The sequence below is a fragment of the Streptomyces sp. SAI-127 genome, from assembly GCF_029894425.1.
In the GTDB taxonomy this organism is placed as follows: Bacteria; Actinomycetota; Actinomycetes; order Streptomycetales; family Streptomycetaceae; genus Streptomyces.
In genome coordinates, this window is sequence record NZ_JARXYJ010000001.1 from 7,237,587 (window position 1) to 7,251,346 (window position 13,760).

Genomic DNA, 13,760 nt, shown 5'->3' on the forward strand with positions numbered 1-13,760 from the left:
AAGGAAACGGTGAAGGGCGGTGGGGCCACAGCCCCACCGCCCTTCCTCAGTTCCGGCCGAGCGCAGCGGCTACGCGTCGCCGCCCGCCGCCCCCGGGTCCGCCGCCGAGACGTCCAGCAGCTGGTACCGGTCGATCGCCTGCTTCAGCACCGAACGGTCCACCTTGCCCTCCCGCGCCAGCTCCGTCAGCACGCCCACCACGATCGACTGGGCGTCGATGTGGAAGAACCGCCGCGCCGCACCCCGGGTGTCGGCGAAGCCGAACCCGTCCGCTCCCAGCGACTGGTACGTGCCCGGCACCCACCGCGCGATCTGGTCGGGAACCGCCCGCATCCAGTCGGACACCGCCACGAACGGCCCCTGCGCCCCGGCCAGCTTCCGCGTCACGTACGGCACCCGCTGCTCCTCCTCCGGGTGCAGCAGGTTGTACTCCTCGCAGGCCACGGCCTCGCGCCGCAGTTCGTTCCAGGAGGTCGCCGACCAGACGTCCGCCTTGACGTTCCACTCCTCGGCGAGGATCTTCTGCGCCTCGACCGCCCACGGCACGGCCACACCGGACGCCATGATCTGCGCCGGGATCGACCCCGAGGTGCCCTCGGAGAAGCGGTAGACGCCCTTGAGGATGCCCTCGGCGTCGATGTTCTCCGGCTCGGCCGGGTGCTGGATGGGCTCGTTGTAGACGGTGAGGTAGTAGAAGACGTCCTCGCTGTCCGGGCCGTACATCCGGCGCAGACCGTCCTGCACGATGTGCGCGATCTCGAACCCGAACGCCGGGTCGTACGCGACACAGCCCGGGTTGGTCGAGGCGAGCAGCTGCGAGTGGCCGTCCGCGTGCTGCAGCCCCTCACCGGTCAGGGTCGTACGGCCCGCGGTCGCACCCAGCACGAAACCGCGCGCCAGCTGGTCCGACATCTGCCAGAACTGGTCGCCGGTGCGCTGGAAACCGAACATCGAGTAGAAGACGTACACCGGGATCAGCGGCTCGCCGTGCGTGGCGTACGCCGAACCCGCCGCGATCAGCGACGCCGTGCAGCCCGCCTCCGAGATGCCGTCGTGCAGCATCTGCCCGGTCGGCGACTCCTTGTACGCGAGCAGCAGTTCACGGTCGACCGACTCGTACTGCTGCCCGAGCGGGTTGTAGATCTTCGCGCTCGGGAAGAACGAGTCCATGCCGAAGGTGCGGTACTCGTCCGGCGCGATCAGCACGAAGCGCTTGCCGAGCTCCTTGTCCCGCATGAGGTCCTTGAGCAGTCGTACGAACGCCATGGTCGTGGCGATCGACTGCTGACCCGAGCCCTTCTTCACGGTCGCGTACGTCTTGTCGCCCGGCAGAGCGAGCGGTTTGGAGCGCACGACACGCGTGGGGACGTAACCGCCGAGACCCAGTCGGCGGTCGTGCATGTACTGGATCTCCTCCGAGTCCCGGCCCGGGTGGTAGTAGGGCGGTGCGCCCGACTCCAGCTCCTTGTCGGAGATCGGCAGGTGCAGCCGGTCGCGGAAGCCCTTGAGGTCGTCGACCGTCAGCTTCTTCATCTGGTGCGTGGCGTTGCGGCCCTCGAAGTTGGGCCCCAGCGTCCAGCCCTTGACGGTCTTGGCGAGGATGACCGTCGGCTGGCCCTTGTGCTCCACGGCCGCCTTGAACGCCGCGTAGATCTTCTTGTGGTCGTGACCGCCGCGGCCCAGGTGCAGGATCTGGTCGTCGGTCATGCCCTCGACCATCGCGCGCAGGCGCTGGTCGTCGCCGAAGAAGTGATCGCGGATGTAGGCGCCGGACTCGGTGGCGTAGGTCTGGAACTGGCCGTCCGGGGTGGTGTTCATCCGGTTGACGAGGATGCCGTCGCGGTCCTGCGCGAGCAGCGGGTCCCAGGTGCGGTCCCAGATCAGCTTGATCACGTTCCAGCCGGCGCCCCGGAAGACCGACTCCAGCTCCTGGATGACCTTGCCGTTGCCGCGCACCGGGCCGTCGAGGCGCTGCAGGTTGCAGTTGACGACGAAGGTCAGGTTGTCCAGGCCCTCGCGCGCGGCGATCGTCAGCTGGCCGAGCGACTCCGGCTCGTCCATCTCGCCGTCGCCGAGGAACGCCCACACATGCGACTTGGAGGTGTCGGCGATCTCGCGCGCGTGCATGTAACGGTTCATCCGCGCCTGGTAGATCGCGCCGATCGGGCCGAGGCCCATCGACACGGTCGGGAACTCCCAGAAGTCCGGCATCAGCCGCGGGTGCGGGTACGAGGACAGTCCGTGCGGGGCCTTCGACTTCTCCTGGCGGAACCCGTCGAGGTTGTCCTCGCTGAGGCGGTCCAGCAGGAACGCGCGTGCGTAGATGCCCGGGGAGGCGTGGCCCTGGAAGAAGACCTGGTCGCCGCCGTCGCCCTCGTCCTTGCCGCGGAAGAAGTGGTTGAAGCCGACGTCGTAGAGGGACGCGGAGGAGGCGAAGGTGGCGATGTGGCCGCCGACGCCGATCCCGGGACGCTGGGCACGCGAGACCATCACGGCCGCGTTCCACCGGGTGGCGTTCAGGATCTTCCGCTCGATCTCCTCGTTGCCCGGGAAGAACGGCTCCGCCCGGGTGGGGATCGTGTTGACGTAGTCCGTGCTGCGCATCTCCGGCACGGCCACGCGCTTCTCACGGGCCCGCTCGATGAGCCGCAGCATCAGATAGCGGGCCCGCTCCCGGCCGCGCTCGTCCACGGCGGCGTCGAGGGAGTCGAGCCACTCCTGGGTTTCCTCGGGATCGAAGTCAGGAACCTGACTCGGAAGGCCGCCAATGATGATCGGGTTGCGATCGGATCCGGAAGCCACGCTGTTCCTTACCTGTCAGAGGGCCGTATTTCTAGATGTCTGCACCGCTCCCCATCGTGTACCTCGGGGGGCCAAACGTCATCTCTACTCCGTGGTAACCCGGGGCTCCGCGCCCGGGTATGGTTCCCAAACACGCAAAGAGGGCAGAAAGGTGTGGCATGCGTCACGACGCGACCGCGATGATGTGCCTGGAGTTGCGTCGACACGTTCCGGAACGTCACCGTTTCGGCGGTCTGAAACGCCGGGTACTTGCGCGATCCGTCCCGCCCGTGTGGACTACGGCCAATGCTTCGCGCACGCGCGTGGCTGAGACAATCATCAAGACATGATCAGGAGGCAACCCGTGAGCGCGACCGCGGACCACGCGGAGACGAGCCCTGCCGTGAGGCTGGGGTTCCAGCCCGAGCAGGTGGTCCAGGAGATCGGCTACGACGACGACGTAGACCAGGAACTCCGCGAGGCCATCGAGCAAGTCATCGGCAGCGACCTTGTGGACGAGGATTACGACGACGTCGCCGATGCCGTGGTGCTCTGGTTCCGTGACGAGGACGGCGACCTGACCGATGTGCTGGTGGACGCCACCACGTACATCGAGGAGGGCGGCTCGATCCTGCTGCTGACGCCGAAGACCGGCCGGGACGGCTACGTGGAGCCGAGCGACATCTCCGAAGCCGCGACGACGGCAGGCCTGTCCGCCTCCAAGAGCGTCAGTGTGGGCAAGGACTGGAGCGGCAGCCGGCTGGTGACGCCCAAGGCGGCCAAGTCCAAGAAGTAGCCCTGTGGGACCGGACGGGCCGGCGCGACCGGCCCGTCCGCATACCCGTGGTGATCGCTGCGTAGGGTGGTTGCGTCACTCGAACAGCCCCCCGAAGGGACATCCACGCGATGGCGATCCAGGTCGGCGAAAAGGCCCCCGACTTCGAGCTCAAGGACAACCACGGCCGGGCCGTGAAGCTGTCCGACTTCCGCGGCAGCAAGAACGTCGTGCTGCTCTTCTACCCCTTCGCCTTCACCGGTGTGTGCACCGGTGAGCTGTGCGAGCTGCGTGACAACCTGCCGCAGTTCTCCGACCGCGACACCCAGCTGCTCGCCGTCTCCAACGACTCCATCCACACCCTGCGCGTCTTCGCCGAGCAGGAGGGCCTGGAGTACCCGCTGCTGAGCGACTTCTGGCCGCACGGCGAGGTCTCCCGCGCCTACGGCGTCTTCGCCGAGGACAAGGGCTGCGCGGTGCGTGGCACCTTCGTCATCGACAAGGAGGGCGTGGTCCGCTGGACCGTCGTCAACGCCCTGCCGGACGCCCGCGACCTGAACGAGTACGTCAAGGCGCTCGACACCCTGTGATTGTTCGCCTCCAGGGACTGCGTGGTCCGGGAACCCGTCACTAGGATCGAATCGTTGATCCGGCAGCATCTCAACCAGCAAACCTATGGAGGACTCGTGGGAGTCAGCCTCAGCAAGGGCGGCAACGTATCGCTGACCAAGGAGGCCCCGGGCCTGACCGCGGTCATCGTCGGTCTGGGGTGGGACGTCCGCACCACGACCGGCACCGACTTCGACCTGGACGCCAGTGCACTGCTGCTGAACCCGGCAGGCAAGGTCGCCAGCGACGCCAACTTCGTCTTCTTCAACAACCTCAAGAGCGCGGACGGCTCGGTCGAGCACACCGGCGACAACCTCACCGGTGAGGGCGAGGGCGACGACGAGCAGATCAAGGTCGACCTCGCCGCGGTCCCGGCCGACGTCGAGAAGATCACCTTCCCGGTGTCGATCTACGACGCCGAGAACCGCCAGCAGTCCTTCGGCCAGGTGCGCAACGCGTTCATCCGCGTGGTCAACCAGGCCGGCGGCGCCGAGATCGCCCGCTACGACCTCTCGGAGGACGCGTCCACCGAGACCGCCATGGTCTTCGGCGAGCTGTACCGCAACGGCGCCGAGTGGAAGTTCCGCGCGATCGGCCAGGGCTATGCCTCGGGTCTGCGCGGGATCGCCCAGGACTTCGGCGTCAACGTCTAGTACCTGTTCCATGGGCAGGCCCTCGGACCCGCCCCGGCTTTTTCGTCCGGCGCCGCACTGTTTGGGTGCGGCGCCGGACGTGCAGGACAAGCACAGAAGCACACTCTCGGGGAGGGAACAGCACATGGGCGTCACGCTCGCCAAGGGAGGGAACGTCTCCCTGTCCAAGGCCGCACCCAACCTCACCCAGGTGATGGTCGGACTCGGCTGGGACGCGCGCTCCACCACCGGAGCCGACTTCGACCTCGACGCCAGCGCCCTGATGTGCAGCAGCGGACGGGTCCTGGGTGACGAGTACTTCGTCTTCTACAACCAGCTCAAGAGCCCGGACGGCTCGGTCGAGCACACCGGCGACAACCTCACCGGTGAGGGCGAGGGCGACGACGAGTCGATCCTGGTCGACCTCTCCAAGGTGCCGGAGCGGTGCGACAAGATCGTCTTCCCGGTGTCGATCCACGACGCCGACAACCGCGGCCAGACCTTCGGCCAGGTCAGCAACGCCTTCATCCGCGTGGTCAACCAGGCCGACGGCCAGGAACTGGCCCGCTACGACCTCTCCGAGGACGCCTCCACCGAGACCGCGATGATCTTCGGCGAGCTCTACCGCTACCAGGGCGAGTGGAAGTTCAGGGCGGTGGGGCAGGGGTACGCGTCGGGCCTCAGGGGCATCGCGCTGGACTTCGGGGTCAACGTCTCATAACGCGATATGAGCAAAAGCCGGGGTCGGGTGGGGCTTCGAGGCCGCCCGACTACACTTCGCTTCAAAGTTTCGTAAAGCCGAGTGCGGCACGGGGGAACCCCGTACACGTACGGATTGGGTAGCCAGTGGTTCTCAAAACCTTCGGCTGGTCGTTCGCGGTCACCGCGCTCGGCTTGGTCGCTGCGGTCCTCTACGGGGGGTGGGAGGGCTTCGGTGTCGTGGCGATCCTCTCCATCCTCGAGATCTCCCTGTCGTTCGACAACGCGGTGGTCAACGCCGGAATCCTGAAGAAGATGAACGCCTTCTGGCAGCGCATCTTCCTCACGATCGGTGTCCTGATCGCCGTGTTCGGCATGCGGCTGGTCTTCCCCGTCGTGATCGTCGCGATCAGCGCCAAGCTGGGGCCCATCGAGGCGGTCGACCTCGCCCTCAACAACAAGGACCGCTACCAGGAGCTGGTGACCGACGCGCACCCGTCGATCGCCGCGTTCGGTGGCATGTTCCTGCTGATGATCTTCCTGGACTTCATCTTCGAGGACCGGGACATCAAGTGGCTGGCCTGGCTGGAGCGGCCGCTGGCCAAGCTCGGCAAGGTCGACATGCTGTCGGTCTGCATCGCGCTGGTCGTCCTGCTGGTCACCGCGTTCACCTTCGCGACCCACGCCCACCAGCACGGCGGCGCGCATGTGGACAAGGCGCAGACCGTCCTGATCTCCGGTATCGCGGGTCTGATCACCTACATGATCGTCGGTGGCCTCTCCGGCTACTTCGAGGACAAACTCGAAGAGGACGAGGAACGCGAGCACGAGGAGGAGGAACAGGCCGAGCGCGAGGGCAAGCCCAAGTCGGCGGTCCTGATGGCCGGCAAGGCCGCGTTCTTCATGTTCCTCTACCTGGAGGTTCTCGACGCCTCGTTCTCCTTCGACGGCGTGATCGGCGCGTTCGCCATCACCAACGACATCGTCCTGATGGCGCTGGGCCTCGGCGTCGGCGCGATGTACGTCCGGTCCCTGACCGTGTACCTGGTCCGCCAGGGCACCCTCGACGACTACGTCTACCTGGAGCACGGCGCCCACTACGCGATCGGCGCCCTCGCGGTGATCCTCATGGTCACCATCCAGTACGAGATCCACGAGCTCATCACCGGTCTCGTCGGTGTCCTCCTGATCGGCTGGTCCTTCCTGTCCTCCGTACGCCGCAACAGGGCACTGGCGGCCGCCGAGGGAAAAGCCGAGGGCTCGGACGAGAAGACTGAGGTCTCGTCCGGGGTGTGACACCCTTCCTGGTGAGGAACGCTCTGAGCGGGGCGGCCGGCCTCCGGCCGCCCCGCCGGTTTTCTCCAAAGTGAACATGGGGGCGGGAATGGGCTTCTTGGACGGACTCCGGGGCGGCCGTGAGGTCGACTTCGACTCGGGCAGCGCGGCCAGCAACGCGATCGAACTGACCAAGCGGCACAACCGGGTCTCGCTCACCAAGCAGGGCGCGGCGACCGGGAACCTCCGTGTCAACCTGACCTGGCGGATGCGGACCTCCGACATCGGGGGCTCACAGCGGGAGTCGCTGCTGCGGCACCCCTTCAAGGCGCTCAAGCCGCCGGAGGTCCTCGGACACAGCCAGAGCATGGTCAACGTCGACCTCGACCTCGGGTGCCTGTACGAGCTGGCCGACGGCACGAAGGGCGTCGTCCAGCCCCTCGGCGGTCTGCTGGGGGACGTCAACGCGCCGCCGTACGTGAAGCTCAGCGGGGACGACCGGTTCGGGTCGGCGTCCGGCGAGACGATGTACGTCAACCTCGATCACCGGGACCAGATCAAGCGGCTGCTGGTCTTCGTGTACATCTACGACCAGACACCGGCGTTCGACCGTACGCACGCCATCGTGACGCTGTACCCGAGCAATGGGCCGCGGATCGAGATAGGTCTCGACGAGCGGCACCCTCAGGCCCGGTCCTGCGCGGTCGTGATGATCGAGAACATCAAGGGCGAGCTCATCGTGCGGCGTGAGGTGCAGTTCGTGTACGGGTTCCAGGGCGAGCTGGACCGGCTGTACGGGTGGGGGCTGCAGTGGGGTCGGGGTTACAAGGCGAAGGCGGACCGGTGAGGGGCCGCTACCGTCCGATGAACTGCGGCCCTTGGGGAGGCATACGGAACTCCGCCGGGGCCGGTACCGGACTCACCGGCTGCGGGTAGCCGTAGCCCGACGCGGCCACGGGGGCGGTCGCCGGAGTCGCCTGCTGGGGGTAGCCGTAGGCCGGCTGGGTGGGGACCGAGGATGCCGACTGGGCCGGTTGCTCCGGCGGCAGGGGGAACGACGTGGGCTCGGGCTGGAGCGGGGTCTCCGCGGAGTCGGACTCGTCCACCACGATGCCGAAGTCCGTGGCCAGGCCCTGGAGGCCCTCCACATAGCCCTCGCCCAGGGCGCGGAACTTCCAGCCCTCGCCGCGGCGGTACAGCTCGCCGCAGATCAGGGCGGTCTCCGCGCCCGTCTCCGGCTTGATGTCGAAGTAGAGCAGCGGCTCGCCATCGGCGACCGAGGCGTCGTACAACAGGATGCGCAGGCCCTGCACGCGGCCGAAGGTGGCGTTGTCCACCGACGAGTCGTCCACCGACGCGACCAGGAGAATCTGGCTGACCTCGGGCTCGACACCGGCCAGATCTGTCTGGATCGTGTCGGTGGGACCCTCGGCGACGCGCTTCTTGCCGAGGAGCCAGACCTTCCCGGAGGGGTGCCGGGGCTGGTTGTAGAAGACGAAGTCCTCGTCGGATCGCACACGACCGTCGGGGCCGAGGAGGAGCGCCGAGGCATCGACGACCGGGACCCCCTGCCCGGGCGCCCAGCGCATCACGGCGCGTACCGTGGTGGCTTCCAGCGGGACGTTCGACCCTTTCAGCATGGCGTGCGTCATGCGGTCATCCTGCCCTCTCGGTCCTGGTCACGACAACGCGGGGGTGCGGGATACCGGTTCATGTCGTACCGGTGTCGACAAGGTCGTGTTTGTCTGCGTTACCTGAAATTCATGCCCGGTGGGAACCTCGGACATGGGTACCTACGTACTATTACCGGCCACCTGTGAACGGTTCACAGGCGGCACAGCTGTCACGGGGGAGTCATATGCGTCATTTCGGGCACATCGCCCCTGAGGTGCGTCAGCGCCTCTTCCACCAGGAGCCCTGCGAGTTCACCGCGGATTCCTCGGCCCGGCTGCTCTCCGCGGCCTTGGGCGCCACGCTCTACAGTCCGGCCACGCGGCCGCGGCTCGCCGACGACATCGTCAAGCAGACCGGACGCGGCGTGGTCTCGATGGTGCTGTGCCTGGAAGACTCGATCGGTGACGAGGAAGTCGCAGAGGGCGAGGAGAACCTCGTCCGGCAGTTCACGGACCTCGCGGACCGGCGGGTGGACCCGCCCCTGCTCTTCATCCGGGTCCGCCACCCCGAGCAGATCCCCGATCTCGTACGACGGCTCGGTCCCGCCGTCCGGCTGCTGTCCGGATTCGTGCTCCCGAAGTTCACCGAGGAACGCGGCATCCCCTTCCTGGAGGCCCTCTCCGGCGCCGAGGTCGCGAGCGGACACCGGCTGTTCGCCATGCCCGTGCTGGAGTCTCCCGAGCTGCTCTACCGGGAGACGCGCGTAGAGACCCTGGAGGGCATCGCGCGCGCGGTCGACAAGTACCGCGACCGGGTCCTGGCGCTACGGCTCGGCGTCACCGACTTCTGTTCCTCCTACGGCCTGCGCCGCGCCCCCGACATGACCGCCTGGGACGTCCAGATCGTCGCCTCCGTGATCGCCGACGTGGTGAACATGCTGGGCCGCGCCGACGGCACCGGCTTCACCGTGACCGGGCCGGTCTGGGAGTACTTCCGGGTCCAGGAGCGCATGTTCAAGCCGCAGCTGCGCCGCAGCCCCTTCCTGGAGGGCCAGGCCGAGGAACTGCGCGAGGCGCTCATCGAGCACGCCATGGACGGCCTGCTGCGCGAGATCACCCTCGACCAGGCCAACGGCCTGCTCGGCAAGACCTGCATCCACCCCTCCCACGTGCTGCCCGTGCACGCACTGTCCGTGGTCAGCCACGAGGAGTTCAGTGACGCGCAGGACATCCTGCGGCCCGAGCGCGGCGGTGGCGGGGTGCTGAGGTCGCAATACACGAACAAGATGAATGAAGTGAAGCCGCATCGCGCCTGGGCCGAGCGGACCCTGCTGCGCGCCGAGGTCTTCGGGGTGGCGAACGAGGACATCGGCTTCGTGGAGCTGCTCGCCGCCGGAATCTCCGGCTGATCATCCGTGGACACCAAGGGACGCATGAACAAGGCAGTGAACGACCGGCTCTGGTCGGGGACGTGGGTCGCCGACCGGCTCGGCGTCGAACTCGTGGGCGACAGCCGACTGACCGACCTGCTGGGACTGGCGCTGCGCCGCAACCCCAAGCGGGCCCATCTGCTGGTCTCCAACGTGCTGGGCAAGCACGTCCCGCAGTCGCCGTCGGTGGTCTACGGCCAGGGCTTCGCGCTGGGCCGCAGGGTCCGCGACCTGCTGGGTGACCAGGAGGCGGCCCGAGCGGTCGTCCTCGGCTACGCGGAGACGGCGACAGGTCTCGGCCACTCCGTCGCCGACGGCATCGCCCTCGCCCCCTACCTCCACTCCACCCGCCGCCCGGTCCCCGGTGTGGCCCCCGCGGGCGGCTTCGAGGAGTCCCACTCCCACGCCACGTCCCACCTGCTCCTCCCCGAGGACCCAGCGCTCCTGGCCGGCGACGGCCCCCTGGTCCTGGTCGACGACGAGTTCTCGACAGGCAACACGGTCTTGAACACCATCAGGGACCTGCACGGGCGCTATCCGCGGAGCCGGTACGTGGTGGTCGCCCTGGTGGACATGCGGTCGGAGGAGGACGCGGGCCGACTGGACGACTTCGCTCGCGAGATCAACGCGAGGGTGGACCTGGTGGCAGCGGCGTCGGGCACCGTACGCCTGCCGGAGGGGGTCCTGGAAAAGGGCCAGGACCTTGTAGCGAGGCATGAGGTGTCCTACGCAGGGGCGCGGGGAACTGCGCGACCAGCCCCCACCCGCCCGCACCCGGCAATCAACCGCATGGACCTCATGTGGCCCCGAGACGTCCCGGACGGTGGCCGCCACGGATTTACTCCCCAGCACCGAATACGCCTGGAGACCGCCCTCCCCGCCATGGCCGCAAGGCTCGCCGAGGCCCTCCCGGCAGACGCGCACCGCGTGCACATCCTCGGCTTCGAAGAGCTCATGTACGCCCCCCTGAGGCTCGCCCGAGAACTCGAGCAGGTCGCTGACGGTGTGGAGGTGACCTACTCGACCACCACCCGCTCACCGGTGCTCGCCGTCGACGACCCGGGCTACGCCATCCGCAGCCGGATCGTCTTCCCCCGCCCACGACACCCCCGCCGACGGCCCCGGCGACCGCTACGCGTACAACGTCGCCGGCGCCGGTTTCGACGCGATCGTCGCGGTGATCGACTCCACCGCCGACACCCCCGAACTGCACGCCCCCGACGGCCTCCTGGCCCAACTCGCCGCGCACACCCAGCAGGTCGTCCTCGCCGTCGTCCCCAGCTACACCCCCGAAAGGCCCCCCATGCTCCCCGAGCCCCTCCGCGGCCCCGCCTTCTCCTCGTACGCCCCCGAGGAGGTCGGCTGGCTGCTCCAGGACCTCTCGGACGTCACGCTGGAGGCGCCGACCGAGGAGCGCGAGGAGGCCATCCAGAGCGGCGGCGCGCACTACGCGGAGTCGCTGCCGGTGGAGTACCAGCCGAGCGACCAGTACCAGGAGCTGTTCCGTACGGCCCTGCAGGAGTCCTCCGCGAGGCTCGCCCAGGCGGTCGGCGCGGTGACGGAGATCGTGCTCCAGGAGCGCTCGCCCCGCCCCGTGCTGGTCTCCCTCGCCCGCGCCGGCACCCCCGTCGGGGTCCTGATGCGCCGCTGGGCCCAGTTCCGCCACGGCCTCGAACTGCCGCACTACGCGGTCTCGATCGTCCGGGGCCGCGGCATCGACGCCAACGCCCTGCGCTGGCTGGCCGGACACCACGACCCCGCCGACGTCGTGTTCGTCGACGGCTGGACCGGCAAGGGCGCGATCACACGTGAACTGGCGGAAGCGATAAAGCAGTTCGAGGCCGAGGGCGGTCCCGTCGGATTCGACCCGGAGATCGCCGTACTCGCCGACCCGGGCTCGTGCGTGAAGACGTACGGCACCCGCGAGGACTTCCTCATCCCCTCCGCGTGTCTCAACTCCACGGTGTCCGGCCTGATCTCGCGTACGGTCCTGCGCGCGGACCTGGTCGGCCCGGACGACTTCCACGGCGCGAAGTTCTACCGCGAACTCGCCGGCGCGGACGTGTCGGTGGACTTCCTGGACGCCGTCGCCGCCCGCTTCCCCGAGGTCGCCGAGGCGGTCGGCGCACAGGTCAAGGAGCTCCTCGCCGGAGACCGGGAGCCCACCTGGGAGGGCTGGGCGGCCGTCGAGCGCATCAGTGAGGAGTACGGCATCCACGACGTCAACCTCGTCAAGCCGGGCGTCGGCGAGACCACGCGGGTGCTGCTGCGCCGGGTGCCCTGGAAGATCCTGGCGCGGGCCGGGGCGGGCGCCGACCTGGACCACGTACGCCTGTTGGCCGAGCAGAGAGGTGTCCCGGTGGAAGAGGTTGCCGAACTCCCGTACACCTGCGTGGGGTTGATCCACCCCAAGTACACGCGGGGCGCGACCGGCGCCGACGGCAGGGCGGTGACCCTCTGATGCCGACGCAGCCTCCGGTGCTCGTGGCGAGCGACCTCGACCGTACGCTCATCTACTCCGCCGCCGCCCTGGCGCTCACCATGCCGGACGCGCGGGCGCCCCGGCTGCTCTGCGTCGAGGTGCACGAGAGCAGGCCGCTGTCGTACATGACGGAGACCGCGGCCGGGCTGCTCTCCGAGCTCGGGGACGCGGCGGTCTTCGTGCCGACGACGACCCGCACCCGCAAGCAGTACCAGCGCATCAACCTGCCGGGCCCCGCGCCCACTTACGCGATCTGCGCGAACGGCGGCCATCTGCTGGTCGACGGTGTCACCGACCTCGACTGGCACACCCGCGTCACGGCCCGCCTCGCCGACGAGTGCGCGCCCCTGGAGGAGATCCGCGCGCACCTCCAGGAAAGGGCAGATCCCTTGTGGGTGCGCAAGCACCGGATCGCCGAGGACCTCTTCGTCTACCTCGTCGTCGAGCGTGAACTGCTGCCCGAGGACTGGGTGAAGGAGCTCGCGGTGTGGGCGGAGAACCGCGGCTGGACGGTCTCCCTCCAGGGCCGCAAGATCTACGCCGTCCCCAAGCCGCTCACCAAGAGCGCGGCCATGCGTGAGGTGGCCCGGCGCACCGGTGCCGCCCTGACGCTGGCCGCGGGTGACTCCCTGCTGGACGCCGACCTGCTCCTCGCGGCCGACCGGGGCTGGCGGCCCGGACACGGGGAGCTGGCGGACGCGGGCTGGACGGCTCCGGAGATCACCGCGCTGCCCGAGCGGGGTGTCGCGGCCGGGGAGCGGATCCTGCGGGAGTTCCTCAGGACGGCTCGGACACCTCAGTAGGGCTCGGCCGGCCTCGCCGCAGCAGTCGTACGGCGATGAAGGCCACGACCGCGAGCGCGGCGACCGCGAGGACGACCTTCGAGTACGCGGACACGAGGTCGGTGACCTGGGTCCAGTTGGCGCCCAGGGCGTGGCCCGCGAGGACGAACGCCGTGTTCCACAGGGCGCTGCCCAAGGTGGTCAGCGTCAGGAACACGGGCAGCGGCATGCGTTCGACACCGGCCGGGACGGAGACGAGGCTGCGGAAGACCGGGATCATCCGGCCGAAGAACACGGCCTTGGTGCCGTGCCGCAGGAACCAGGCCTCGGTCCGCTCGATGTCCGAGACCTTGACGAGGGGCAGCCGGGCCGCGAGCGCCACCGTGCGGTCCCGGCCGAGCAACGCGCCGACGCCGTAGAGCGCGAGGGCGCCGATCACCGAGCCCGCCGTCGTCCACAGCAGCACGGCGACCAGGCTCATCCGGCCGGTGCTCGCCGCGAAGCCCGCGAGCGGCAGGATCGCCTCGCTCGGGAGGGGCGGGAAGAGGTTCTCCAGGGCGATGGCGATCCCGGCACCGGGCGCGCCGAGCGTGTCCATGAGGCCGTTGACCCAGTCGATGGCTGACATGGGCCCACGCTAGGGAGGCCGACCTGAAGGCAGCCTGAAGAGGTTCTCGTACGG

11 protein-coding genes and 1 pseudogene are annotated in these 13,760 nt (G+C 68.6%); 9 read left to right on the forward strand and 3 right to left on the reverse strand.

Annotated elements, in window-relative coordinates; all coding sequences use genetic code 11:
- Nucleotides 1-69 precede the first annotated feature (69 nt).
- The gene (aceE, locus tag M2157_RS33315; protein WP_280867054.1) at nucleotides 70-2,802 is read right to left on the reverse strand and encodes a pyruvate dehydrogenase (acetyl-transferring), homodimeric type; all 2,733 of its coding nucleotides are present in this window, start codon (nucleotides 2,800-2,802) and stop codon (nucleotides 70-72) included.
- A 343-nt stretch (nucleotides 2,803-3,145) separates the two neighbouring features.
- Here aceE and M2157_RS33320 point away from each other — a divergent pair, with 343 nt between their 5' ends.
- The 6 genes from M2157_RS33320 to M2157_RS33345 all read left to right on the forward strand — a co-directional run bounded on the left by M2157_RS33320 (nucleotide 3,146) and on the right by M2157_RS33345 (nucleotide 7,618).
- Nucleotides 3,146-3,577 carry a DUF3052 domain-containing protein gene (locus M2157_RS33320; protein ID WP_020116104.1) on the forward strand — a complete coding sequence of 144 codons (432 nt, stop codon included), beginning with the start codon at nucleotides 3,146-3,148 and terminating at the stop codon, nucleotides 3,575-3,577.
- 110 nt (nucleotides 3,578-3,687) lie between these two features.
- Nucleotides 3,688-4,146 carry a peroxiredoxin gene (locus M2157_RS33325; protein ID WP_057615270.1) on the forward strand — a complete coding sequence of 153 codons (459 nt, stop codon included), beginning with the start codon at nucleotides 3,688-3,690 and terminating at the stop codon, nucleotides 4,144-4,146.
- A 96-nt stretch (nucleotides 4,147-4,242) separates the two neighbouring features.
- Complete coding sequence (locus M2157_RS33330) at nucleotides 4,243-4,818, forward strand: TerD family protein (protein ID WP_280867055.1); 576 nt, start codon at nucleotides 4,243-4,245, stop codon at nucleotides 4,816-4,818.
- Between the two features lie 124 nt (nucleotides 4,819-4,942).
- Entirely contained in the window at nucleotides 4,943-5,518 is a 576-nt protein-coding gene (locus tag M2157_RS33335; protein WP_266522743.1) for a TerD family protein, read from the forward strand.
- Nucleotides 5,519-5,643: 125 nt separating this feature from the next.
- Nucleotides 5,644-6,792, forward strand: coding sequence for a DUF475 domain-containing protein (locus tag M2157_RS33340; RefSeq protein ID WP_280857319.1), 1,149 nt, complete (start codon nucleotides 5,644-5,646; stop codon nucleotides 6,790-6,792).
- An 88-nt stretch (nucleotides 6,793-6,880) separates the two neighbouring features.
- Nucleotides 6,881-7,618, forward strand: a complete 738-nt coding sequence (locus M2157_RS33345; protein ID WP_057615266.1) for a Tellurium resistance — start codon at nucleotides 6,881-6,883, stop codon at nucleotides 7,616-7,618.
- 7 nt (nucleotides 7,619-7,625) lie between these two features.
- Here the strand turns inward: M2157_RS33345 and M2157_RS33350 are convergent, their stop codons facing one another.
- Nucleotides 7,626-8,423 carry a TerD family protein gene (locus tag M2157_RS33350; protein WP_280867056.1) on the reverse strand — a complete coding sequence of 266 codons (798 nt, stop codon included), beginning with the start codon at nucleotides 8,421-8,423 and terminating at the stop codon, nucleotides 7,626-7,628.
- Between the two features lie 206 nt (nucleotides 8,424-8,629).
- Between M2157_RS33350 and M2157_RS33355 the strand changes: the two genes are divergently transcribed.
- The 3 genes and pseudogenes from M2157_RS33355 (at nucleotide 8,630) to M2157_RS33365 (ending at nucleotide 13,099) form a co-directional block, all read left to right on the forward strand.
- Entirely contained in the window at nucleotides 8,630-9,793 is a 1,164-nt protein-coding gene (locus M2157_RS33355; protein ID WP_280857317.1) for an HpcH/HpaI aldolase/citrate lyase family protein, read from the forward strand.
- Between the two features lie 24 nt (nucleotides 9,794-9,817).
- Nucleotides 9,818-12,275, forward strand: a pseudogene (locus M2157_RS33360) (phosphoribosyltransferase).
- Nucleotides 12,275-13,099: an HAD family hydrolase gene (locus tag M2157_RS33365; protein WP_280857315.1), complete on the forward strand. Its 825-nt coding sequence runs from the start codon at nucleotides 12,275-12,277 to the stop codon at nucleotides 13,097-13,099. Before M2157_RS33360 ends, M2157_RS33365 begins: the two are co-directional and overlap by 1 nt.
- Here the strand turns inward: M2157_RS33365 and M2157_RS33370 are convergent.
- Complete coding sequence (locus M2157_RS33370; RefSeq protein WP_280867057.1) at nucleotides 13,074-13,706, reverse strand: DedA family protein; 633 nt, start codon at nucleotides 13,704-13,706, stop codon at nucleotides 13,074-13,076. The two genes, M2157_RS33365 and M2157_RS33370, sit on opposite strands and share 26 nt — an antisense overlap.
- Between the last annotated feature and the right edge of the window lie 54 nt (nucleotides 13,707-13,760).